Origin of the sequence: Chelativorans sp. ZYF759, assembly GCF_012911015.1 — a bacterium.
Classification (GTDB): domain Bacteria; phylum Pseudomonadota; class Alphaproteobacteria; order Rhizobiales; family Rhizobiaceae; genus ZYF759.
In genome coordinates, this window is the sequence record NZ_WVVV01000006.1 from 97,588 (window position 1) to 120,264 (window position 22,677).

At 61.7% G+C, this 22,677-nt stretch carries 28 protein-coding genes and 1 tRNA gene; 11 read left to right on the plus strand and 18 right to left on the minus strand.

Translation table 11 applies throughout. The features are described 5' to 3' along the window. Positions 1-38: 38 nt before the first annotated feature. The 5 genes from GRZ55_RS11650 to GRZ55_RS11670 form a co-directional block, all read right to left on the minus strand. A complete protein-coding gene (locus GRZ55_RS11650) occupies positions 39-1,856 on the minus strand; it encodes a terminase TerL endonuclease subunit (protein WP_169287103.1) in 1,818 nt (605 codons plus the stop codon). Continuing rightward, a complete protein-coding gene (locus tag GRZ55_RS11655; RefSeq protein ID WP_169287104.1) occupies positions 1,825-2,262 on the minus strand; it encodes a P27 family phage terminase small subunit in 438 nt (145 codons plus the stop codon). Before GRZ55_RS11655 ends, GRZ55_RS11650 begins: the two co-directional genes overlap by 32 nt. A 126-nt stretch (positions 2,263-2,388) precedes the next feature. After that, a complete protein-coding gene (locus GRZ55_RS11660; RefSeq protein ID WP_169287105.1) occupies positions 2,389-2,880 on the minus strand; it encodes a hypothetical protein in 492 nt (163 codons plus the stop codon). Beyond that, positions 2,877-3,791 carry a hypothetical protein gene (locus GRZ55_RS11665; protein WP_169287106.1) on the minus strand — a complete coding sequence of 305 codons (915 nt, stop codon included), beginning with the start codon at positions 3,789-3,791 and terminating at the stop codon, positions 2,877-2,879. The genes GRZ55_RS11660 and GRZ55_RS11665 overlap by 4 nt, the downstream gene beginning before the upstream one ends. A gap of 75 nt (positions 3,792-3,866) precedes the next feature. After that, a complete protein-coding gene (locus GRZ55_RS11670; protein ID WP_169287107.1) occupies positions 3,867-4,211 on the minus strand; it encodes an HNH endonuclease in 345 nt (114 codons plus the stop codon). Between the two features lie 87 nt (positions 4,212-4,298). Here GRZ55_RS11670 and GRZ55_RS11675 point away from each other — a divergent pair, with 87 nt between their 5' ends. Continuing rightward, positions 4,299-4,697, plus strand: coding sequence for a hypothetical protein (locus GRZ55_RS11675; protein WP_169287108.1), 399 nt, complete (start codon positions 4,299-4,301; stop codon positions 4,695-4,697). A gap of 469 nt (positions 4,698-5,166) precedes the next feature. On the opposite strand, the gene GRZ55_RS11680 is transcribed toward GRZ55_RS11675, so the two are convergent. The 10 genes from GRZ55_RS11680 to GRZ55_RS11725 form a co-directional block, all read right to left on the minus strand. Next, a complete protein-coding gene (locus tag GRZ55_RS11680; RefSeq protein WP_169287109.1) occupies positions 5,167-5,733 on the minus strand; it encodes a transcription termination/antitermination protein NusG in 567 nt (188 codons plus the stop codon). Between the two features lie 281 nt (positions 5,734-6,014). Beyond that, on the minus strand, positions 6,015-6,323 hold the full coding sequence (locus tag GRZ55_RS11685) for a hypothetical protein (RefSeq protein ID WP_169287110.1): 309 nt from the start codon (positions 6,321-6,323) through the stop codon (positions 6,015-6,017). After that, complete coding sequence (locus GRZ55_RS11690) at positions 6,320-7,165, minus strand: ribonuclease H (RefSeq protein ID WP_169287111.1); 846 nt, start codon at positions 7,163-7,165, stop codon at positions 6,320-6,322. Before GRZ55_RS11690 ends, GRZ55_RS11685 begins: the two co-directional genes overlap by 4 nt. A 76-nt stretch (positions 7,166-7,241) precedes the next feature. Further along, on the minus strand, positions 7,242-7,418 hold the full coding sequence (locus GRZ55_RS11695) for a hypothetical protein (RefSeq protein ID WP_169287112.1): 177 nt from the start codon (positions 7,416-7,418) through the stop codon (positions 7,242-7,244). Then, entirely contained in the window at positions 7,415-8,149 is a 735-nt protein-coding gene (locus tag GRZ55_RS11700) for a hypothetical protein (RefSeq protein ID WP_169287113.1), read from the minus strand. The genes GRZ55_RS11695 and GRZ55_RS11700 overlap by 4 nt, the downstream gene beginning before the upstream one ends. Further along, a complete protein-coding gene (locus tag GRZ55_RS11705) occupies positions 8,146-8,604 on the minus strand; it encodes a hypothetical protein (protein ID WP_169287114.1) in 459 nt (152 codons plus the stop codon). Before GRZ55_RS11705 ends, GRZ55_RS11700 begins: the two co-directional genes overlap by 4 nt. Positions 8,605-8,710: 106 nt before the next feature. Next, entirely contained in the window at positions 8,711-8,962 is a 252-nt protein-coding gene (locus GRZ55_RS11710) for a hypothetical protein (RefSeq protein ID WP_169287115.1), read from the minus strand. Then, positions 8,959-9,168 (minus strand): hypothetical protein, encoded by a 210-nt coding sequence (locus GRZ55_RS11715; protein WP_169287116.1) that lies wholly within the window; start codon positions 9,166-9,168, stop codon positions 8,959-8,961. The genes GRZ55_RS11710 and GRZ55_RS11715 overlap by 4 nt, the downstream gene beginning before the upstream one ends. Beyond that, on the minus strand, positions 9,165-9,746 hold the full coding sequence (locus GRZ55_RS11720; protein ID WP_169287117.1) for a hypothetical protein: 582 nt from the start codon (positions 9,744-9,746) through the stop codon (positions 9,165-9,167). The genes GRZ55_RS11715 and GRZ55_RS11720 overlap by 4 nt, the downstream gene beginning before the upstream one ends. Further along, positions 9,743-9,925 (minus strand): DNA-binding protein, encoded by a 183-nt coding sequence (locus tag GRZ55_RS11725; protein WP_169287118.1) that lies wholly within the window; start codon positions 9,923-9,925, stop codon positions 9,743-9,745. The genes GRZ55_RS11720 and GRZ55_RS11725 overlap by 4 nt, the downstream gene beginning before the upstream one ends. 123 nt (positions 9,926-10,048) lie before the next feature. Between GRZ55_RS11725 and GRZ55_RS11730 the strand changes: the two genes are divergently transcribed. The 5 genes from GRZ55_RS11730 (at position 10,049) to GRZ55_RS11750 (ending at position 15,093) form a co-directional block, all read left to right on the plus strand. After that, a complete protein-coding gene (locus GRZ55_RS11730) occupies positions 10,049-10,696 on the plus strand; it encodes an Arc family DNA-binding protein (protein WP_169287119.1) in 648 nt (215 codons plus the stop codon). Continuing rightward, positions 10,693-11,886, plus strand: coding sequence for a site-specific integrase (locus GRZ55_RS11735; protein WP_169287120.1), 1,194 nt, complete (start codon positions 10,693-10,695; stop codon positions 11,884-11,886). The genes GRZ55_RS11730 and GRZ55_RS11735 overlap by 4 nt, the downstream gene beginning before the upstream one ends. A gap of 414 nt (positions 11,887-12,300) precedes the next feature. Beyond that, the gene (locus GRZ55_RS11740; RefSeq protein WP_169287121.1) at positions 12,301-12,831 is read left to right on the plus strand and encodes a cell wall hydrolase; all 531 of its coding nucleotides are present in this window, start codon (positions 12,301-12,303) and stop codon (positions 12,829-12,831) included. A 75-nt stretch (positions 12,832-12,906) separates the two neighbouring features. After that, positions 12,907-13,932 (plus strand): DUF1176 domain-containing protein, encoded by a 1,026-nt coding sequence (locus tag GRZ55_RS11745; protein ID WP_169287122.1) that lies wholly within the window; start codon positions 12,907-12,909, stop codon positions 13,930-13,932. 6 nt (positions 13,933-13,938) lie between these two features. Continuing rightward, entirely contained in the window at positions 13,939-15,093 is a 1,155-nt protein-coding gene (locus tag GRZ55_RS11750; RefSeq protein ID WP_169287123.1) for a serine hydrolase, read from the plus strand. 542 nt (positions 15,094-15,635) lie between these two features. On the opposite strand, the gene GRZ55_RS11755 is transcribed toward GRZ55_RS11750, so the two are convergent. From GRZ55_RS11755 to GRZ55_RS11765, 3 genes are all read right to left on the minus strand, one after another. Further along, positions 15,636-15,724, minus strand: a tRNA-Leu gene (locus tag GRZ55_RS11755). A gap of 52 nt (positions 15,725-15,776) precedes the next feature. Continuing rightward, complete coding sequence (locus GRZ55_RS23435) at positions 15,777-16,541, minus strand: DUF4145 domain-containing protein (RefSeq protein ID WP_169287124.1); 765 nt, start codon at positions 16,539-16,541, stop codon at positions 15,777-15,779. A 333-nt stretch (positions 16,542-16,874) separates the two neighbouring features. After that, positions 16,875-17,843 carry an alpha/beta fold hydrolase gene (locus GRZ55_RS11765; RefSeq protein WP_169287125.1) on the minus strand — a complete coding sequence of 323 codons (969 nt, stop codon included), beginning with the start codon at positions 17,841-17,843 and terminating at the stop codon, positions 16,875-16,877. Positions 17,844-17,979: 136 nt separating this feature from the next. Here GRZ55_RS11765 and GRZ55_RS11770 point away from each other — a divergent pair, with 136 nt between their 5' ends. From GRZ55_RS11770 to GRZ55_RS11790, 5 genes are all read left to right on the plus strand, one after another. Beyond that, on the plus strand, positions 17,980-18,714 hold the full coding sequence (locus GRZ55_RS11770; protein WP_169287126.1) for a competence/damage-inducible protein A: 735 nt from the start codon (positions 17,980-17,982) through the stop codon (positions 18,712-18,714). 84 nt (positions 18,715-18,798) lie between these two features. Further along, complete coding sequence (locus GRZ55_RS11775; RefSeq protein ID WP_169287127.1) at positions 18,799-19,635, plus strand: universal stress protein; 837 nt, start codon at positions 18,799-18,801, stop codon at positions 19,633-19,635. Between the two features lie 71 nt (positions 19,636-19,706). Further along, positions 19,707-20,204, plus strand: a complete 498-nt coding sequence (gene gpt, locus GRZ55_RS11780) for a xanthine phosphoribosyltransferase (RefSeq protein WP_169287128.1) — start codon at positions 19,707-19,709, stop codon at positions 20,202-20,204. Between the two features lie 163 nt (positions 20,205-20,367). After that, a complete protein-coding gene (locus GRZ55_RS11785; RefSeq protein WP_169287129.1) occupies positions 20,368-20,862 on the plus strand; it encodes an NUDIX hydrolase in 495 nt (164 codons plus the stop codon). A gap of 107 nt (positions 20,863-20,969) precedes the next feature. Further along, the gene (locus GRZ55_RS11790; RefSeq protein ID WP_169287130.1) at positions 20,970-22,583 is read left to right on the plus strand and encodes an inorganic phosphate transporter; all 1,614 of its coding nucleotides are present in this window, start codon (positions 20,970-20,972) and stop codon (positions 22,581-22,583) included. Positions 22,584-22,677: the final 94 nt, after the last annotated feature.

The window sequence follows — 22,677 nt, forward strand, 5'->3', positions numbered from 1 at the left end:
CCGCTCTTCCCTTCCAAGCAACCTGTTCATAAAGCCCATCAGGCTGCCTCGTATTTGTAGTCGGGATCGTCCCATGGTGACGATGGAGATGCCGGCACCAGATCGGCATTGGAGGCGCCTACGGCCTGAGCGATCGAGACCATGCCGTCGATCCTTCCCCGGCTGCGCTTCTTGTCGAAGGCCCGGTTGTTCATTGCATCGGAGGTGATCGCCGCGTTGGCGGCGCACATCGTGGTCACCGGGCTCGCCTCAATCGTGATGTTCCCTGCCAGGATTACGTCTTCCAGTTGCTCAACCGAGCGAGGCATGCACAAGGCGCGATCCTGGAAGACCACCCGCGTGCCCTGGCCATGGCTGACCAGCATCAGGCCTTCGCCGGTCGGCTTGTCCGGCCCCTCGAACTTCCACACATCGAAGCCAATCCGGCCACAGGCGTCGATGAAGTCGCCGATCTTGGCGGGGTCGAACGTCAGGAACTGAACATTGTGCTCTCCGCTGATCGCCTGCACCTTGGCCGCGACGAACTCGTAATCGATCGTCGCGCCGGGAACGGCCTCAATCACCCCTTTCTCTGCCCAATCGGCATAGGGTGCGTTGTCGTCACGCGAGCGATCGTGAATGCCCGTCTTCGTGGTGAAGTACCAAGTCTTGACGTACAGATGCCCGTCCTTGCGCCAGCACGCAGACAGCGCCGTGAGATCGTTCTTCTTCGACAGATCCAGCGACAGCCAGCATGGGCTGCCCTTCAACTCGGCGTCGTTCACCTCGCCCTGAACTGAATTCCAGGCCTCCTCCGAGATCCAGAAGCCTTCGGTTCCCACCGGGATGCCAAAATAGAGCCGCTTGGTAGACAGTGCTTCAGTCAACATCAGCTTGGCTGTGATGACCCGCTTCCGGATATTGTCGATCGGATAGGTGACGCCGAGCGCGGGTAGAGCCTTCTGCCAGCACGCCTCATCATCGAAGACGGTGTCGTAGTCCGCCTTGTCCACCCGCGCGATGAAGCCGAACAGGCTGTCATCTTCGGCCTGACCGCTCACCACCTTCTGAAAGAGCTCGGAATACTCCGTCCCGACGATCTGGTTTGACGCTGGCGTGTTGGTCCCCAGGATCATGAGCGGGTCGCCGCTCATCTTGTCGATCGCCGCCTTCCAAATCTGTAGCGGATAGGACGATTTGAATTCGTGGATCTCGTCAGCCAGAACCGCATAGGGGCGCGGACCAGATATCGAATCCACGCTTGCCATGGATTGAAACTTCGATCCGGTCTCCCGGTGCTCGATCTTCCATGCATTGTCCCCCACGCCGCGAATGATGACCGTGCCCCGCGCCTCCAGCGTGTCGCCTTCGTCACAGTCGGGAATGGTCGACCGGCACATGGCAACAGCGTCCTTGAACAAGACGTTCGCCTGATCTTTGTCGCCTGCAATGGCATAGACCTCCGAACGTTCCTTGCCGTCGAAGCCCATCATGTCGACGCCCATGCCGGCCATGAGCGGCGACTTTGCCTGCCCCTTTCCTGTCTCCAGCCATGCCATGCGGAACCGACGCAGCCCGTCCGACCGTCTCCAGCCGTGAAGCGATGCCACCGTGAAGCCGTGCCACGGCAGCAGGTGGAAGGGCTGGCCCGCCGCCGTGCCTTCCGTCACTGTCAGGACAGCCGGGAAGAACCCACATTTGTGTTTCGCGTGATCCGCGTCATAGGTCAGGCCCCGCGCCGACCCGGTGTCCAAATCCCTCAGATGCCGCTTGCACGCTTCCTTGACCAAACCACCGGCAACCACCTTCCCGTCGAGGACATCGCAGGCATAGGTCGTCGCCGGGTCATTTGCTGCCGGTCTTGCCGAGATACGCATCCGCCGCCCGTTCTCGCTTGACCTTGCGTTCAGCTTTCGTCACCGCACCACGGCGACGCGGCGACAGTCCCAACTCGCCTTCAAGGGCCGTGGCGTCGGATCCTGCTTCCCGCAGTGCCGTGAAGTAGGGGCTAACCCTGGCGATCGATTTCGGATTCCCGCGCTTGGGCTTCATGACGACGCCCTGCTCAGCAACTTCCCGATACATGCGATCGAACATCACGTAGGCGCAGACGAGCCGCTGGATCGAGTGCCCGTTGGCCGCGGCAAGCAACTGTCGTTCCCTCAGCTCGATCGTGATGACGCGCCAATGCTCCTGCGCAGCTGCAATCTCAAGCACGTCCGAAAACAGCGAGGGCCAATCCGGCTCCGCAACGATCGCGCCGGTCCCTTCAATCACATCCATGACACCTCATCCCTTCGGGATGGCCTCAACTTTTTGTTCTGAAACTGGTCTCGGTGAATTCGGAGGTGGGGGTCGGGTTGCCGGCGCGATCGAAAAAGGGATTGCGGCCGCCCCTACCTGATGAGGCTAAAAGGATGTAGATCCGCCACGAGATCGTGCGTCGATTTCCTCAGCGAGCCGCTGGCTTTGGACCCGCGAAAGCTCATACGGTAGCGCAAGAGACGCTATAAAACCGAACGATGCAAAGAACGTGTATACGTAATAAAGCCAATAAAAACTATCCGCTTTCTCGCTTTTAACAATCTCACATATTACAAGAAGGCCAAGAGTGCAAAGGTACAAAAGAAATAGATGATTAAACTTTTGCAGATTTGCTTGAATTGACTTCGCGCTCTCCCAACCCACTCGCACGCCTCCAGGTAGAAGCATACTCGGATCCCCAATAATTGCGATTACCGCAAATAGTGCAGCAGCTAAAATCGAGAAAATTACAGCTATATATTCCGAAGGCTTTTCCGACAGGCGCAGCGGCTCAGCCAGAAAATAGGAAGCTCCAGCCGAAATTAATATCACAGCTATCGCGAAAGCCAGACGTTCGACTGATACGCTTTGTTTCAAGTTATCACTCCGGCATTCTGTAGTTCACCGAATATGCGCTGCAGGGACTGACGTACTTGAGGCTGATTGAGCACGCGCTTATTGCCGTCGACCCGGTAATCGCGCTGCACGGTCATCTTGTCGCGGGTCAAACGCAGCCCATCTTTGGTAAGGATTGTAAACTCATCACTGTGGTTGGCGACGACTGACCTAGCCACCTTTGACAGCACGCTCGCCACTTGCGGATGGCTCCAGTCGCGGCCTGGGCGAAGTGTCAGCCTGCCTTCTACCATGGCAGCCGCTTCGAGTTCCTGTCGTGTTGGCGTAGTTCCCACCAGCGATCTTAAATGATCTACGAACCCCATCCTCGGCAAATTGCCGCCACTCACAAGGCGCTCAAGCGTGGATCGGAAATCGCCGAGCCCCAGATCTATCTCCTCAATTCCCCGCTGAAAAGCGCGTCGGTAGGCCGCTTGATCCAGTATTGCGCGAAGCCCAAATTGGGTTGGGGCCTGGGCTCCAATCAGCGATTCCAAAAAACCTGCGAACAGCATGTAAATGGACGCATCGCGCAGAGGCGTGTTGTGCGTCGTCCAAATGACGTGGTTACCTTGAACGTGGCAAAAGACTTGGGAAATGATGTACTCGCGCCCGGCCGGCGGCGGTTCTTCATTAGCATTCGCCTGTCGGGCTCGCGTCAGGGTACTAATAACCGCAGCACCAGCGCCTTGTTCATAAACGACTAAATGAAGAAATACCGAACCTGCCACTGAATTCGCCACGGCCACAAGGCACTGTTCGTCGTCATTCACGTCGAAGGCGTGAAGTGTTTGCGCAGGTATGGCAGCTATCGCCCGTCCGAGCGCGCTCTGGAGTGTGGTACCCCGGCTCTGAAGCCAAACAGCGCGGCGATAATGACCGACCTTTTTCACAAAGTCCCCCCTATTCTGCTTTCGGTTACATGAAAGCGGGAAACCTGATCAGAGTCTAGCCAGCCGGAAGTCGCGTTATTCCAAATTCCAAGGATGTGCCGGATCAACCGGCCGTCCCTCCCCATCACATCCAACCTTATAGCCGCGCTCTTCCTCACGCTGGATGAGACCGTCGTGGCACGTCTTACAGACGCTCTCGACGTTCTCTAGGTCGAAGAACAGTTCCGCGTCGCCACGGTGCGCGATGCGGTGATTGACCGTCGCGGCGCGAGGGTGGTTGGGGCTGCCCGCTACCAGCATGCAGCCGCAGCGCTGGCAGGTGAATTTGTCGCGCCGGAGGGCCTGCTTTCGGAGGCCGTGGGGTCCGCGCCAGGCTGCCGAGTTGTAGAGATACGCGTGACTGGCGATGCGTCCTGTCATCTGATCAAAACCGCCCAACGGGGTTGTCGAGCCGCTGCGATGGTGGTCAGGTCTGACAGGTTTGACCACGGAGAGCGGGGGCATCCGATGAAGGTACTTAGAACTTCGCTAGTGGCGGCGGCAGCGGCATTCCTTGCTTTTGGTGCTGTGCCAAGCCTCGGCACTCAACCCGGCTTCGCTCAATCTTCTTTCACCTGCCCATGGGGCAAACGCGCGGCCTGTCTCGATTATGGTGACAAGGTCGTCGACAGCAACTCGACCTGCTTCAACCATTTCACGTGCAACTTTCGTGGCTTCGTGTGCAAATCGACGCTTGAAGAGTTGGCAGACGAATGCGAGCGGCTGAGGGGCCAGTACAATGACTTGGTTCGGCGCTTTAACAACCTGCAATCCGAGTTCGACGATGCAGAGCGGAAGATCAGGCAGATCCGGTCTTGCGTGGACGGGGCGTACGATCTGGATGATGCGAAGGTCTGCCTCTGGTGACCAGTGGACGGACATAAACCTCCGCAGCGCGGAGTGGTGAACCTCTCCGCCGGGCGCCGGGACGTATCCCCGTCGCGCCAAATCACCGAACTCAATATAGTTTCGGATGCGAAACGAAGTCAAGCCGCGGTAGTAGTTGTTTGCGCTGATTCTGTCCTTCAGGTCCGATTGGCGCGAATCACAGTTCTCTCATTCTTGCACAGACTGCATTGGCCCTGCCGCCGGTCGAAGTCCGAGGTGGTGCCGAGCGCGCCTGTAATTTGTGCAGCATGGGCATGCGAGTTAAAGCTCATGGCCTCACATAGGCATCTGTCGCAAACGGCATCTGGACGGAGCCCGGTGATGAAATCGTTCACTCGTTGTGCGACAAGCATCAAACTCTCCCATGCTTTTCCGATTAGCGTACAGAAATCTGTGCTCGGACGCGACAGCCGCCTCACCGACGGCGACATTTAGGCGAGATGGCTACTCAAGCAGCCACGTCGAGGACGGCTTCACTATCCAATGGCATGGAGATGGTTCCGGCAATATCCAGCTTCTGGACCAACATCTGCAGCCGCGGATCCGACTTGGCATTCTTCCGCAGCTTCTTGCGGGCTTCTCTGGTTTGCCGATCGAACTCCACTTCGGTCTTCGCCTCGGCGGCGCGAACCAGCAGGATGTCTTCCAGGCGTAGAGGTAGTGGCTCCCCCTTTGGCGATGCCACGATGCCCAGAACACCGGGCGTTTCTCTCAGCACGCCCCAGTCTGGCTCTCGGACGAAGATGTAACCGACCATGAGTGCGAACCGGCGCACCTTCCAGAGGTGAGTATGGCGCCGGTCCCGGACCAACCGCTTCTCGGCCGGCATGTAGTGGTCAAAGCCAGCGTCCGTCAGCGCGCGTTCGATCGCTGAGACGTTCGGATCGAGGCTGGGGATGATCCTGTAACCTTTCCCGCGCGGCCGACCATCGCAGCCCAGAGAGGTGGACTGGACCACGTATTCACGTTTGGGTTTTTGGGAACCGGGCGCGGTGCGAACTGCATACCATGTCATGCGGTGGATTATACGCGCGCGCGCAAACGATCTCTTGCGGAAACAATGGGTTGGAGTGGGTTATTATAGGAATTAGCGCTGGCGTGTCCTGAAGAATTCGATCAGATCGGCCTCTACGACGCAGTAACGCCCGCCGATCTGCTTGATAGGACTGCATGGCGCCTTTGCCAGCTTGTCACGGACAAAATCGGCCGACGTTCCTATGCGCCGCCCGATTGCGGATGCCGTCCAAATGACGCGATGCGATACGGTGGGCTGGGTGTGATTTATCTCGAGGGTCATCAGCCGACTTGCTCCAGTTCGCGCTGCAGCTGGGCGATCACCGCACGAACTGCGGTTTCCGACGATAGAACGACAAACACGTCCTCTTCCTCATCCCATGTTCTCTCGGCACGAATCACAACGCCGTTTGCCCGGTTACGGTAGACCGCAATGGCCCGCTGTTCTTGCACGATGATCTCCTCGCCATTCATCCAGTCCATCTTCCACGCGTCGTCATCAGGGACGGGCCCGCGGCGGGCGGGATCAATGACTTGAAGCATGTCCTGCTGAGCCTCCCTGCCGATAGCGGTGTCGGTAACCTTGCTCATATTTCGTACCTCAACTGATCTTCGATCATGTCCGCCTCTGGCTCAGGCAACGATTCCTCCCGCCCAATGAGAGAGAGCTCGTCCGCCCGCTCGTTGCCCTCGTGCCCGGCGTGACCCCGCACCCAGCCGATCGCGACATGCGGCAGTCGCTCTCTGGCAGCGATGGTCAGCTTCCAAAGGTCCAGATTGGCAATTGCCTGGTTTTCCGCTTTCGCTTTCCCGCCCTTCCGGCGCCAGCCGTTGGCTCTCCACTTTGGAGCCCAGTCATTGATGCCCTGAACGACATACTGACTGTCGCACAGGATCAGCGCTGGCTCCTTCGGCTGCTCGGCTTCCAGCCACGACAGCGACATCAGAAGGCCGGTCAGTTCCATGGCGTTGTTGGTGGTCTCGGCGAGTCCGCCGGAACGACTGTCGATTTCCTTACCGTCAAGATAGACGGCGACGCCCCAGCCCCCTGCCCCGGGATTGGGCTCGCATGCTCCATCGCAATAGATCGCGAGCCCGGGCTCCTTTACTGGCGTCCCGTTAGCGCCCTCGGTTCGAGGATTAGGCTGCTTCTTAGCGACCGGCCCGCGCGGCGAGCTCTGATCCAACTCGATCGTGCCGGGTTTCGGCACCGGCCGACTGGCCTTCGCTCCATGGCATACGATGGCCTGGATCTTTTTCAGGATCGGGAAGCATGAAGCCGTTCGGTCGGCGGGAAACTTGAACCTCTGGTCGGCCAATTTCTGAGCGATAAACGCGGCTTGGCGCTCCGACGCGAAGTTGTCGACATCCGCTCCCCGCTCGGCCAGCCATTGTCGCAGGTCACGTAGCTCATCTGGCATGCGATAGGTCATGCGGCACCTCCCAAAAATTCGCCAGCAATCCAGCCCCCATGCTTCTTTGCCCCCACGCCAGGATGGACGATCTCGGTCATGCCGACTTCCTTTGTTCCGTATGGCGCAGCGGCATTGGCACCAGCGTGCCCTCCCGAGCGGCGATAGGGTCCAGACGTTCAGCCCACATTCGCTTCGCAATGCGCGGTATGGCGTCGAGGATTTTCGCTGTCGGACGATTTGCCGCCCATTCGAAGAGGTCGAGTTGGGTCATGCTGCCAAGCTCCGCTGTTGTTCGACCATGGCTGGGGTCAATCGGCCCGCAAGAAGTTCGATGCGGAAATAGCCCACGACTGCCGCCGAAAATCCGTGCGCCCGAAAATCTGCCAATGCACTGGCGAGTTCATCTTCACTATGAGGAACGGGATAGGGCGCGAGGGGGTCGTCTTCTGGCAACTCGCCATAGGACGGGCGAGAAGCGTCCCCTGAGCATGGTTCCTTCTTCAGTGCCCTTCGATCCAGGGAATGATCTAAGGAATTGTCGAGCATTATGCTTACCCTGTCCGGCACATTCTGCTTACCCTCTAGCTGTTTTGGGGTAGTCATTTTGCTTACCCTGCGCCGGGCATCGGCCTTCCGTTGGGCATCCCATTCCTTCAAGGTCTCTTCGGCGATGGCCACGTGGTCTGCCACGATCTCTGCGCGCGGATTGTTCACCTCGTAGATGCCAGCCCCATTGAGCTTGTCCATTACCTTCCGGAGATAGCCGTGCTTGACGAGGCGGGCACGGCTGCGCGTGATGGTCGATTGCGCGACCTTCTTGCCCCCGGTCATGATCCGCGCCTTGAGATTAGTCAGGTACGCGGTGCGCGCTGGCCACTTCATATATTTGAGGTAGGCCACGAGCAGCGTCACATCGGTGGGCTTCGTGAAAGGGTCGGCCGTGCACGTTTCCAAGGTCGACAGCTTGAACGATGCGGCATTGGTGCGCTTGTCGTCGCTCATAGGCTGAAGCCTCCCAGATCCTCCAGAATGGCCTTGCGGCGGTTTTCTGGCTTGGGTGGCTGCTGTTTCATCCATTCCGTGATGATCGGCTTGATCTGGACGCCCCGCCGTTGGCAGCCGGCGATCAGCCTAGTGCACGTCACGCGGTCGAGCCCGTCAACCGACTTGTGGATGATGCCGTTGACGCGGATGTCGATCCGCCAACCGCCGCCATAGAAACCGTAGCTCGTTTCGCGAGACGGGACCTCGTAGTATTCCGCCACCACGATCGGCTTCTTCGGTTTGAATGGACGGGAATTGGCCCGCCAGTTCTGAAGACGCTGGCTTTCGTCCTTGCCCAGAAGCTTGTCGGCGATTGGCTTGTGTTCCTTGGCGAGGGTGGTGGGGCGCCACTCCTTGACGCCCCATTCCTCCTTCAGCCTTGCGGCCATATTATCGAGATCGTCCTCCATCATGCCGACCTCCTGTCGGAGAGGGCCTGAGCCCTCCCTAGATGGTGGCGGTAAAGCCGGGAGTGCCTGAGGGCACGGCGGACATGGTAGAAGGTGATGAGGGCGCGGATCAGTCGCATGCAACACCGCCTTCCTCGCCCTGATGGGCACCCGGGTTCTGAAGCGCCTCACGCAAGGGCTCAAGTTCTCGAATGACGCCATCGAGCGAGGCCCAGATTGCAAGTAGGGTCTTATCGTCCAGCCAGCCCTTGTTGTCTGGGTTGAGCGCCATGTGGATGGTGCGCAGATTGTCGAGGCCACGATCCAGCAGATCGCCGGCCAACAGCTTTTCGGATCGGGTGGTGATGATGATGGTATTCATGCATCACCGCCTTTCCCGCCTTCATGGATGACGTAGAGGAGGGCCTTGCACTTCTCGATCTTCCTTTGCGCCGCCATGATCACGGCCTGCATGGCGTCGCCTTCCTGACGGGTCAGGGCTTGTGCCGCCATTAATGTAGCTTCGACCAGATGCTCGGCATCGGCCAAGGTATCGATGGCGTTGATCAGTTTGATGCGGTTGCTCATCGGGCCGCCTCCTGCCCACAAACGTCATCCATCTTGCCCCACGGGCTGAGATGGAAGTTGGCGAAGGAAGTGCACACCAAGTCCGGCAGGGACCGTTCCGATCGTTGGTCGAGGACTGCCAACACGGAAAAGAGCAGCCTTTCCATGGCGCGGAACTCGCTTTTGACGCGATAGTCCTCGTGTTCTTCGGGATACCCGTCCTTGATCAGATCGAGCAGATTGACCATCGCGCCGACCTGGACCAGCGCATCCTCGATCGTTGTAGCCCGCTCCATCGAAAGCATATGGCTGCACGAAATCCGGCTGTCATCGAAATGGCTATACGCAGCTTCTCTACGCCATTCGAGCGAGTGATTGCCGGCCCTTCTCGCGTCACTCGCCTCTCCCTCTGCGGCTTCGCCGTTCCGATAGGCGTTCCTCAAACGGGCGGCCAGCTCCATGATCGGTGTTGCCGCCGGGGCGGTTTCAGTGCTACTAAAGTGCTTGTTCATAGCCATTTCCTTAGCCGGTGTGGTGGAACCGTGGTCCGGGAAGGTTGCAGCCTTCGCCGGGCCTTTCTTTTTGGTGGCGACGCTCATGCGGCGTCCTCTTCGGTCAATGCCGCAATCAGCTTTGCTTTTGACGCTACCCATCGATCGCCAATTTTCTTGGCTGGGAGCAGGCCGGCGTTCAGCATGTGAAACGTCTGACGATCGGTTCGCCCAATGAATTTGGCGATGGAGTTCGCGCCCCAAACCAGTTCTTCCTGCTGTTGCATGTTTACCTTCCGTTCATCGTACCAATTCGCTACATATTAACCCTAGCGACTCGCGACGATTGCGGCAAGCTGCGAAATGTAGCAACTCGCTACTATCCACAGACAGGCGTTCACGTTTCCGTTATGGCAAAGAAGTCCCAATACCCCAGCGATAAGCAGGATCAGTTCATGATCCGATTGCCTGCGGGGATGCGCGACCGCATAAAGAAGGCGGCCGAGAGAAGCGGGCGATCTATGAATTCGGAGATTGTTACGGCTTTGGAAGCCTACTATCCGCCTGAGCCGACGCTCGAAGACGTTCTAGAGAGCGTTCATTCGGCGATCAGCAAAGCGCACGCAGCTTCGAACATTCCTTACCGGCAGGTGCTGGTCGACGCCCTCGATGAGTTGTCTGATCGTTTGGCATCCGGGTTGGAGCCCGATCAATACGTGCAGCGGCTTCCGTTAAAAGGGATGGAAGATTGGGAAAAGGTCTCCGACAGAATGGTCCGGTGGAGGCGCGTTCAAAAGTACGGTGTGGCCACGGACGATCTGGAAAGGGAGCTTGATCGCGGGCTGCTGAAGAAGTTCGGTGGCGACACCATTTATGCCGCGATCCGGGCGATGGAAGAAGGAAAGCCGGAGCGGGCACTCAAGTGGTTTCGTCTCGGTGAGGTTAAATTCGCTGAGCCAGAAGCTGCCTACGCCGCGATCGAGAGATGGCTTAAAGAATACTATCGCGAGAACTGGGGCGATCCGGACGCGCCTCCTCCTTGGGACGATGGCGAATGAGCATCCGCAAGCGCACCTGGACCGACAGCAAGGGCGCCGAGAAATCGGCCTGGGTGGTCGACTATACCGACACCAAGGGCAAACGCCGGCTGAAGACCTTCACGAAGAAGAAGGACGCGGACCAGTTCGCCGCTACGGCCAAGGTCGAAGTCCGCGAAGGAACTCACGTTGCCGACCGCGACACGGTGACGGTGGAGAAGGCCGGCAAGTTGTGGATATCCACAAGCGAAGCCGCCGAACTGGAGCGGTCGACGCTCGAAGCCTATCGGCAGCGCCTCGACCTGCACGTCGTGCCGTTCATCGGCCACGAGAAACTGTCCAAGATCACAGTTCCTGTCGTGCGCGGTTTCGCCGATAAGCTGCGCGAGGAAGGCCGGTCGGCTGCTATGGTCAAGAAGGCGCTCACCGCCCTTGGCGCCATCCTGTCCGATGCGCAGGAGCGCGGCCTCGTGACGCGCAACGCGGTGAAGGAGATGAGCCGCCGCCGCAACGGCTCGGAGAAGCGCAGCAAGAAGCTTCTTCAGGTTGGGGTCGACATACCCGCGCCCGACGAGATCAAGGCCTTCCTGGCAGGGCTGGAAGGCCGATGGCGCCCTCTCCTGCTAACCGCCGTCTTCAGTGGTTTGAGATCATCGGAACTTCGCGGCTTGAGGTGGCAGGACGTCGACTTCGATAGGGCCACCATCGACGTGCGCCAGCGCTCCGACAAATGGGGCCAGATCGGATCAACGAAGTCTCATTCCAGCCAGCGGACGGTGCCGGTTCCGCCTGTCGTGGTGAACACGCTGAAGGAGTGGAAGCTTGCGTGCCCGCCCGGTGAGCTTGTCTTCCCGAATGGCCAAGGTAATCCCGAGTCGCATTCCAACATCATCAAGCGTGGCCTGATCCCCGCCATGAAGAAGGCCAGCCTGACGATCGACACCGGCAAGGTGGATGACGACGGTAACGCCATCCTTGCGGCGCGCTATAGCGGCCTGCATGCGCTGAGACACTTCTATGCGAGCTGGCTGATCAATCCGAAGGAGTCCGGCGGCCTCGGGCTGGACATGAAAACCGTGCAGGCCCGCATGGGCCATTCATCCATCGTGGTGACGGCTGATGTCTACTCGCATCTCTTCCCGCGCAAGGATGATACGAAGGAACTGGCCGATGCAGCGGACGCGCTCTTTGCTGACTATCGGAAATCCTGAGCTAATTTTCCGCGACATGGGCGTGACATAGCGCCCTTTTCTTCAATGAAATCAATTGTCATAATAGGCCTTCTAAGCCGATGGTCGCAGGTTCGAGTCCTGCCGGGATCGCCAGCAATCCCCTGAAATCACCAGCACTTCTCCGACAGCAAGATCTTCGTCCAGCGGGCGGGAACCGATGCGACCCTTGGCGCATTGAAACGTCACGACCTCCAATCGTAGCTATCCCAACGAGAAAGCCCGGCTTCCCCCCTGAGCCGGGTTTTCTTTTTCCCGGCGCCGGGCGCGTGGCCCTTCCCCTTGGGCAGCGCATCAAATCATCACTCGATTGCCGCAATGCCGCCCTTGGGGCTTCAGATTCGCGCCAGATTTGTCCCCGAGAAGGCCCGCGGGACAACAATCCGGGGTAATTCAATGAAATCCAGCCTGTTCTGCGCGGCCGCGGCCGCCGGTTTCCTTGCGCATGCCGCCATGCCGCAGGCCCACGCGCTGCCCGCCAAATCGGAGGTTCTGGCGCCGCTCTTCAAGAGCTACCGCGCCGAGATCGAATGCCTGGCGCGCGCCGTCTATTTCGAGGCGCGCAGCGAGAGCACGGCCGGCCAGCACGCGGTGGCGCGCGTCATCCTCAACCGAGTCGACAGCGCCTATTATCCCGACACGGTGTGCGACGTGGTGTACCAGAACCAGCACATGAGGAACGCCTGCCAGTTCTCCTTTGCCTGCGACGGGACCGACGTCACCATCCGCGAGGAGGAGGCGTTCGAGAAGGCGATGCAGGTGGCAACCGTCAATTATCGCTGCGACAGCGGCTGCCGGGCCTGGAAGGGCGACATCGCGCGTTCCACCCATTACCACGCCGATTACGTGAACCCGTTCTGGTCGGCCAAGCTCGAGCGAACCGGCAAGCTCGGCCGCCACATCTTCTACTACACCGCCACGCGCTGAGGCGGGTCGGGCGGAAAGGCGTTTCCGCCGGCGCGGCGGCGCGATAGAGTTGCGGCGCGATTCGGAGATTTCGACATGCGGCATCGGCTTTGGCCCGCTCTGTTCTGCCTCCTTGGCGCGCCGCCGGCGCTGGCCGGCGAACCGGCCTATCTCGACGACCGGTCCTCGCCCGCCGCGCTGGTGAAATCGCTCTACAACGCCATCAACCGCGCCGAGCACGGGCGCGCCATGTCCTATTTCGACGAGCGGCCCGCCGACACGGCCGAGGCTTTCGCGGAGATCTTTGCCGGGACCAGCCAGATGCGGGTCGTCACGGGTGAGCCGCTGGCCGAGGGCGAGGCACCCGACCGGCGCTTCGCGGTGCCGCTGGCGGTGGCCGTCACCGGCGAGGATGGGCAGACGCAGGTGCTGGCCGGCTGCTACACGGTTCTCGACCAGTCGGACGCGGCCGACGATTTCGCGCCCTACCGCATCGCCGACGGGCTGATCGAGCCGACCGACGCCGCGCTCGAGGCCGCCCTGCCGCAGCGCTGCGCGCAGGACGGGCCGGAACTGCCCGCCACCGACCTGGTGCTGCAGCAAGCCACGACCATGTTCGAGGCCGGGTTCGGCGAAAGCTGCCTGCGCGACCATATCGCCGCCGAGGACCTGCCTGCGCCGGAAAGCTTCAGAATCGAATTCCGCCGTGCCTGGGACAGCGAGATGGAGGAGGCACGGCTGATCCGCTTCTTCTGCACGCGCGGCGCCTATAACGAATTCCACGTCCACTATCTCGCCGAGGCGGCGGGCGAGATCATGCCCGTCAATTTCGTCGTCCCCGAACTCGACATACGCTACGAGGACGACGACACGCGGGAGAGCGTGCGCTCGATCGACGTGATCGGCTTCACGGCGCGGCCCGAGCTGGTCAATTCCGACTACGACCCGGACACGCTGACCATGACGGCCCATTCGCAATGGCGCGGGGTGGGCGACGCATCGGCCTCGGGCAAGTGGATCTTCCGTTCCGGCGCCTTCACGCTGGTGCGCTACGACGTGGATGCGAGCTATGACGGGGAGATCAATCCCGAGCCGGTCATCGAACTGATCGACGGGCCGTAGAGGGGCATGGGCGAGATCGCCGCGCTTCTCGACCGGGCCGTGGCCGCGCAGGCGGCCCCCTTTCTGGTGGCCCAGACCGTCAGCGCAGAAGCCACGCTTCATTGCCACGCGGCGGGCGTGGCACGGCCGGGCGTAGCGGCCGCCGACGACACGGTGCTGCGCATCTTCTCCCAGACCAAGGCCATCGGCGCGCTGGCGGCGATGATCCTGATCGAGCGCGGCAAGTTCGGCTTCGACACGCCGGTGGGCGAAATCCTGCCGGCCTTCGACGACCTGCCGGTGCTGGAGGGCTTTGACGGCGAGACGCCGCGGCTGCGCAAACAGCGCACGGTCTGCACGGTCGCCCATCTGGCGAGCCACACATCCGGGCTCGCCTATGAATACTGGAACGCCGACACCAAACGCTGGATGGAGATCACCGGGCATCCGACGGTCTTTTCGGGCAAGCTTTCGGCCCTGAACTATGCGCTGGTCAGCGACCCCGGCACGCAATGGCATTACGGGCCGGGCGTCGACTGGCTGGGGCGTGTCGTGGAGGCGGCAGACGGGCGGCGCATCGACGATTTCTGCCGCCAGGAGATATTCGAGCCGCTCGCCATGGGCTCGACCGCTTTCGAACTCGACGAGAAGCTCCACGGCAGGCTCGCGGACGCCGTGTCGCGCGACGGCGCGGGGTTTCGGCCGTCGCGCAGCGGGCCGGCGCCCCAGCCGGAATTTTACGGCATGGGGCACGCGCTCTACTCCACCACGCACGATTATGGGCGCTTCCTGCGCATGGTGCTCAGGGGCGGCGAGCTCGACGGCAACCGGATCCTGAAACCCGAAAGCGTGGCCTCCCTGCTGGCGGCGCGCAGCGGCGGGATCGCCGTTTCGCCCCTGCGCTCGATCGCCCCGCGCGTTTCGCGCGACCACGATCCCTTCCCGGGCCTCGCGCTCAGCCATTCCTTCGCCTGGTGCCGGCTGGACGAGGACGCGCCGGGGCGCCGCCGGGCCGGCTCGCAATTCTGGGCGGGCGCGCTCAACACCCATTCATGGCTCGATCCCCAAACCGGCATCGCCGGCCTCTTCATGACCCAGCTCGCCCCCTTCGCCGACGAGACGCTGATGGCGGCCTATGAGGCCTATGAGCGGGCGGTGTATGGGGGGCTGGGGCGGGACTGAGCGGGCTGAGGCCGGGCCCTCGATCGGCCGCAGGACGCCGGGATCGATTCACTCCTTGCCGTTCGGTTGCGCGTTGTCGCAAACGCTGCGGGGCGGTTGGTGGAACTGCAGACGGCCCGAGAAATTTCTCGGGCCGCTGTTCACATCAATGGCAGTGCACGGTCCCCGTGCTGTTGTCCATGTGGCAGCATTGTCCAGGCGGCGAACTCTTCCGACAGCCCCCACCATGCGCAGACGCTGCATGCGTAGATATCAAGAAGGCCATCGCGAGCAACGAAACAAGAAGTCTCATATTCCCTCCCCTGGGATCGCCGCGAATGCAAGTCTTCACGCGACCAGCCGAACACAATCAGAAAGCGTATTCATTGTCGACTCCTGCACGCTAAAATAGTGACGGGTCGGGAAATGGGCCTGCGAGAAGAGCTGCGGCAAGGCGACTGACGGCAAACACTGGCCCTCATCGACGCATGTCAATCTGGTGCGGACGGCGGGGCTCGAACCCGCATGACCGAAGTCGAGGGATTTTAAGTCCCATCTAGAAGTGGTGCGGACGACGGGACTTGAACCCGTAAGTCTCTGAAAGACCGGCAGATTTTAAGTCTGCTGCGTATACCAATTCCGCCACGTCCGCGTGACAAAACGTCGGCATTTGTCACCGGGTTTGTCACATGTTGCCAGCCTATTCAACTGATGTCCTGCGATCCCTTCTGTCCATCGTTTGCTCCGATGGCAGCGGACTTTGTTTTGGCCTCTCGCTTCTGCGATAGCTTCCTTTCGGCAAGTTCCTTAAGCGCCCGATTGCGCTCGGTTCGCTTATGCCGTTCGACGTACCAATCCGAGAGGAGGGTCTCGATCAAACCGACCAAGAGTTCGGCTTCCTCTGCCTCCACATCGACGACAACGTTTACATCCTTTTCCATGTGAGCGCCGATATCGCCAACCGAGCGGACCGCGTGGATGGCGTCCCAAGTGTCCGGCGTCAGCTCCTCTCGGATGTAATTTAGTTCAGCGCCGAGATTGCCTCGTCTGTTCTGCGGTATGCCCCAGAAGTCTCGCACGATCCCTTGAAGGCATCGTCTTGCCATGGTGGCTGAGGCCTTGGGACTGTCACGCAGGATCAGGCAGGCCTCCTCGTAGTCGGCCCGGATGCTTGCAGGTATGTAGGAAGGCTGGGGCTTCGCCCTCGACCGAGGCAATAGTGGAAATACCCGCAGGGCTTGCCCACTGACCCAGAGTCCCGGCTGGCGTACTGCCTTCATCAAGCCCACAGAAAGGGTCAGTTCCGCGCACTCTGTGTTGGGACAGGCTATTGCGGCCACCAATACGCCGATGTCGCCGTGGTTAGACAGGCTGGTCTCGATGCGATGAAATTGTTCGTCGAAGTTTGGACTTGTGATGGTTGTGGTCTGACCGCAGAAGGCGCATTGCCAGTTGAACGGCGTTTTCACATCTCCCCCCTAACCCGTCCTCTCGACCTACGGCAGGCGCTTGACGCCATCTCATTTGTCACAACTTTTGTCGCGATATCCCTTCCGGCCGCGCTTTGGGAAAGTTTGTGGGAATTCTCCACTCACGCAGCAAAATTTCACTATAATCCACAAGTAGTTGCATCAACTCAACCTCGAATTGCAGAATATCGATGTGAAAATACAGCCCAAATTGTTCCCCATAACTCATTGAAATCATTGCCGTTCGGATGCAGGGGAGTTTTAAGTCCCTTGCGTCTACCAGTTTCGCCACGTCCGCGTGGCCGCGTATAGACCATGGGGCCGCACGGGCGATCAAGGCGCAAATGAACGCTCGGCGATGCGGCGGATGAAGGCGACCGCGCGCGGCGTGTCGGCATATTGCACCATGTGGCCGACACCTTCGAGAATTTCCAGTTCCAGGCCGGGAATCCGGCCGACCATCGCGCGGCCATGCGCGTCGATGTTCAGCACCCGGTCGGCATCGCCATGGAGGATGCCCACCGGCACCCTGATCTCGCCATACCGCGCCGTGCGGTCGGTCCTGTCGTCGTGGAGCGCCACCATGTCTTCGGAGGTGGCGATGAAATGGCTCGGGCGCAGGCCGACCATGGCGCCGCCCGCAACCGCGAAATCCTGCGGCGATTTTTGCGGGCCGAAGACGAAATCCAGCGTCGCCTCGGCGTTGCGGACAGAGGCCGGGACGGCGAGCGTGCCGGCCACCAGCCGGCGCAGGAAGGGCGAGCGGATCATCAGTGGGCGGAATTGCGGCGGCACCTCGCCGAGCTCGCCCGTCAGCGGCGCCAGGAGCGCCAGCCCGACAACCTTGCCGGGATAATCGAGCGCCACGCGCAGCGCGATCGCGCCGCCCAGAGAATGGCCAACAAGCAGCGCGCGCTCGATGCCGAGCGTCTCCATGAAGCGGGCGACAAAACGCGCCTGGCCGGCGAGATCGGCCCGGCCGGAAGGTCTTGTCGAATAGCCCGAACCCGGCCTGTCCACGGAGATCAGCCGGTAGCCCGGGCCGAATTCCTCCATCAGCGGGCGGCGCATGTGGTGGAGCTGGCCGCCCAGCCCGTGGATCATCAGGATCACCGGCCCTTCGCCCTGCTCGACATAATGCACCCTTGCCCCGTCGACATCGACGAAGCGGCCGCCGGGCGGCACCAGCCGCTCGGCCTCGGCGGCGATGCGGCGCGTGGCGCGGGCCAGATAGAGCCCGACAGCCAGGGCCGCCCCAAGCAGCACGACGACGACGATGAGGAGAAACGCGATCCAGTCCATAGGCAGGCCCCCGGTTGCGCCGCGAGACTAGCCGTTCGCCGACACCGGACAAGCCGGAAGATGCGCGAGGGGGAGAGATTGCCGCGCCCCCTCCCCGGCGCTATGTGCAAGGCTCCACGCAACCGGATCGCCCCAGATGAGCCAAACCGTCACCGCCTCCATGATCGTCATCGGCGATGAAATCCTGTCGGGGCGCACCAAGGACCGTAATATCGGGCATCTGGCCGACATCATGACCGCCATCGGCATCGATCTCGTGGAGGTGCGCATCGTGGCCGATGACGAGGCGGCGATCGTCGAGGCGATCAACACCCTGCGGGCCCGCACCGACTACGTGTTCACCTCCGGCGGCATCGGGCCGACGCATGACGACATCACCGCCGATTCGGTGTCGAAAGCCTTCGGCCTGCCCTGCGTGCACGATGCGAAGGCGCTGGCGATGCTCGAACAGCACTACGCCAAGCGCGAGATCGAGTTCACCGAGGCGCGCAAGCGCATGGCACGCATGCCGGTGGGCGCCGAGCATATCGACAATCCCGTCTCGCTCGCGCCCGGCTTCCGCATCGAGAACGTCCATGTCATGGCGGGCGTGCCGGCGATCTTCCAGGCCATGCTCGACAATGTGGTCCCGACGCTCAAGGCCGGGACCAAGCTGATGTCGACGAGCATCCACTGCCCGTTCGGCGAAGGCACGATCGGCGGGCCGCTGGGAGAGATCCAGAAGGCCCATCCCGACACCATCATCGGCTCCTATCCCAAATATCAGGATGGCACCTTCTGGACCGAGCTGGTGGTGCGCTCGCGCGACGCCGATGCCCTGGCGCGCGCCGAAGAAGCGGTGCGCAAGATGCTGGCCGGGCTCGCCGGCTGAGCCTCACCAATGCTTGCGTTGGATCAAGGATTGCTCTTGGATCGCTGCTAGCGTGCACCGCATGCCGCCAGGAGGACCATCATCATGAGCTTCAAGACCATTCTCGCCATTCTGCAGGGCAAGGAAGACGCCGCGCGCGTGCTCAACTGCGCCATTCCGCTCGCCGTCAAGCACGAGGCTCACCTGATCGGACTCCATGCCGAGGCGCTGCCGATCCCGCATGCCACGCCGATGGGAATTCCCGATACCGGCTTCATCGAGGCGGGCAGCGAGATGGCGCGCGAGCGCGCGGCCGAGATCGAGGCGATCTTCACCAAGCATTGCACCTCCGGCGGCATCTCGGGCGAATGGCGGGCGATGGAAAGCTATTCGGGCGACAGCGCCGTGTCTGGCCTGGAAAGCGCGCGCTGCGCGGATCTCGTCGTGGCCCAGCAGCGTGATCCGGAGGCACAGTCGATCGTGGCCGATCTCGAGGCGCTGCTGTTCCATTCGGGTCGGCCGGTCCTGTTCGTGCCCTATGCGATGAAGGTCGAGCCGCCTTTTCCCAAGGTTGCGCTGGCCTGGAACGGCTCGTCCGAATCGGCGCGCGCGGCCTTCGATGCTTTGCCCTTCCTCAAGGCGGCCAAGGAGGTGACGCTGCTGGTCGTCGACGCGGAGACCAATGTCGGCCAGGATGACGTCTTCTCGGGCACGGCGATCGCCGGCGCGCTGGCGCGCCACGGCGTGAAGATCACGATCCAGAACCAGCGCTCGGGCGACGTGTCGGTTGCCGACATCATCCAGAACCATGTCGCGGATGCCGGCACCGACCTGCTCGTGACCGGCGCCTACAGCCAGTCGCGGCTCAAGGAATTCTTCTTCGGGGGCGTGACGCGGTCGCTCATGCAATCGATGACCTGCGCCACCTTCATGTCGCGCTGAGCGTGAGGCCCTTGCCAACAGGGCGCCTTTACGTCTAATTCCGCCTGCATTCCCCTCCGGAGTGCAGACAGATGACGTTTCCCGAAAAGGCGTTTCCCGTTTCCTGGGACCAGTTCCACCGCGACGCGCGCGCGCTCGCCTGGCGGCTGGCCAGCGCGAACGGCAAATGGCGCGCCATCGTCTGCATCACGCGCGGCGGGCTGGTGCCCGCCGCCATCATCGCGCGCGAACTCGATATCCGGCTGATCGAGACGGTGTGCGTGGCCTCCTATCACGAATATTCAGAGCAGGGCGAGTTGCAGGTGCTCAAGGAGATCACGCCTGAACTGCTCGAGAACGAGGGCAAGGACGTGCTGATCGTCGACGACCTCACCGATACCGGCAAGACGGCCGCCGTGGTGCGGGCGATGATGCCCCAGGCCCATTTCGCGGCGGTCTACGCCAAGCCCAAGGGCCGACCCATGGTCGATACCTTCATCACCGAGGTCTCGCAGGACACCTGGATCTACTTCCCCTGGGATCTGGGCTTCGCCTACCAGAAGCCGATCTCGCAGGATGCGCCCCGCTGAACGGGGCAAAGCCATTCCAAAAGATAACGAATCCCGTTCATGCTATCGTCATGGCGTGACGGGGCGATTCGCTTTCGCCCTGCTCTCGGCATGATTTGAATTTTCGATCCGATACACGATATTGGTTCGCAGATCAGACGATAGACCAGGGAGTTGGAAGCCCATGCTGTGGAGCCAGGGCAAGAGAATATTGCTTTCCGAGAGGCTGCGCAGCCTGTTCGGCAGCCCGCCCCCGCGCCTGCAGGTGGCGGCCCTTCCCTGGCGCCTTGGCAAGAAGGGCGCTTTCGAAATCATGCTGGTGACCAGCCGGGAAACGCGCCGCTGGGTGCTGCCCAAGGGCTGGCCCGAGGGCATGGAAAGCCTGAGCGAAGCCGCCGCGCGCGAAGCACATGAGGAAGCCGGCATTTCCGGACGGATCACGACCACAGAGCTCGGCAGCTACTATTACGGCAAGCGGCTGACGACCGGGCTGGAGCGGCGCTGCCAGGTGCTGGTCTTCCCGCTCGAGGTGAAGAAAACCGCCGACAAATGGCCCGAAAAGAAGCGTCGCACCCGGCAATGGTTCGAGCCCACCGAGGCCGCAAACCTCGTCAATGAGCCCGACCTTGCCGAGCTGATTGTCGAATTCGGGCAGAATCCAAAGAAATCGGCTGCCTGAAGGCAGTCGGCGGCCACTCCTGCCTTGCACCGGGAACATTAGCCACCTAATCCGGTTGTCGTCACGCGGCGGTCGGTCGGCCGCCCCCAACGCAATCACCGGAACCGATGGCAGATACAAGCGTCCAGAGCCGCAAGGACACGCTCGACAAGGATCTCGACAAGTTCGTCCATGTCGGCGAGGCGGCAAGCTTCCTTTCCCGCGGGCTGGTGGCGCCAGGCCTGGCGCTGCTCTTCCTGGCACTGTCGGCCGTCATCGCCTCGCTCTATGTGATGGGCCAGCCGGGCGCGGTCGTCATCGTGGCGGCGGCCGCCATCGGCGCCTACATGGCACTCAATATCGGCGCCAACGACGTCGCCAACAATGTTGCGCCGGCGGTCGGCTCCAAGGCGCTGTCGATCGGTGGTGCGCTGGCGATCGCGGCCGTCTTCGAGACGGCCGGCGCGCTGATCGGCGGAGCGGAGGTGGTGGCGACGGTGTCGCGCGGGATCATCGCGCCAGAAAGCGTCGGCCAGCCCACCATTTTCATCAACGCGATGATGGCCGCGCTGATCTCCTCGGCTCTATGGATCAACCTGGCGACCTGGATCGGCGCGCCCGTCTCCACCACCCATTCGGTGGTCGGCGGTGTGATGGGCGCCGGCATCGCGGCGGCAGGCCTGTGGGCCGTCAACTGGTTCACGATGAGCGGGATCGCGGCCAGCTGGATCGTCTCGCCGCTGATGGGCGGGGTGATCGCGGCGCTGTTCCTGGCCTTCATCAAGGAAGCCATCATCTACCAGGACGACAAGATCGCCGCGGCGCGGCGCTGGGTCCCGGTGCTGATCGGCGTCATGGGCGGGGCGTTCGCCGCCTATCTCGCCATGAAGGGGCTGTCGCGCGTCATCCCGATGGGCGCGGGGCAGATCGCGGCCGTGGGCATCGCGGTGTTCCTGGGCGTATGGGCGCTGGCCCACATCCAGGTGCGCAAGGCGTCCGAAGGCATGGAGAACCGCAACCAGTCGCTGAGGGCGCTCTTCAAGATGCCGCTCATCATCTCGGCCGCGCTGCTGTCCTTTGCCCACGGCGCCAACGATGTGGCCAACGCGGTGGGGCCGCTGGCGGCGATCGTGGCGACCGTCCAGGCCAATGAAGTCACCGGCGCCGTCGGCATCCCGCTATGGGTAATGGCGATCGGGGCGATCGGAATCTCGATCGGCCTGGTGCTGTTCGGGCCGAAACTCATCCGCATGGTGGGCCAGCAGATCACAAGGCTGAACCCGATGCGCGCCTTCTGCGTGGCGATTGCCGCCGCCATCACCGTCATCCTGGCCTCGGCGCTCGGCCTGCCCATCTCCTCGACCCACACGGCGGTGGGGGCGGTGTTCGGCGTCGGCTTCTTCCGCGAGTGGTACACGGCCAATTCAAGCCGCCGGAAGGCCTATCTGGAGCGCAAGGTCGATCGCGAGCGCCAGGCCCGCAACGGCAAGAAGGCAGCCGCGGCCAAGGCCGATCGCAAGCGCGAGATGCCGAGCGAACTGGAGGAGGACCTGCCCCTGGGCATCGCTGGCTACAGTTTCGGCGTGGCCGGGGAGACCTCGGGCGCGGGCGCAGAGATCGCTCGCCGCAAGCTGGTGCGCCGGGCCCACTTCACCACCATCATCGCGGCATGGATCGTCACCGTGCCGGCAGCCGCGCTGCTGTCCATGGCGATGTTCATGCTGCTCAACCTCATCTCCTGAGGGCGCCACCCCTCCTCCCCGCCGCGCGCGCCGGGAGCAGGCCCAAACGAAAACAGGCCCCGAAAGGGGCCTGCATTCAATCCGGCGATGTCCG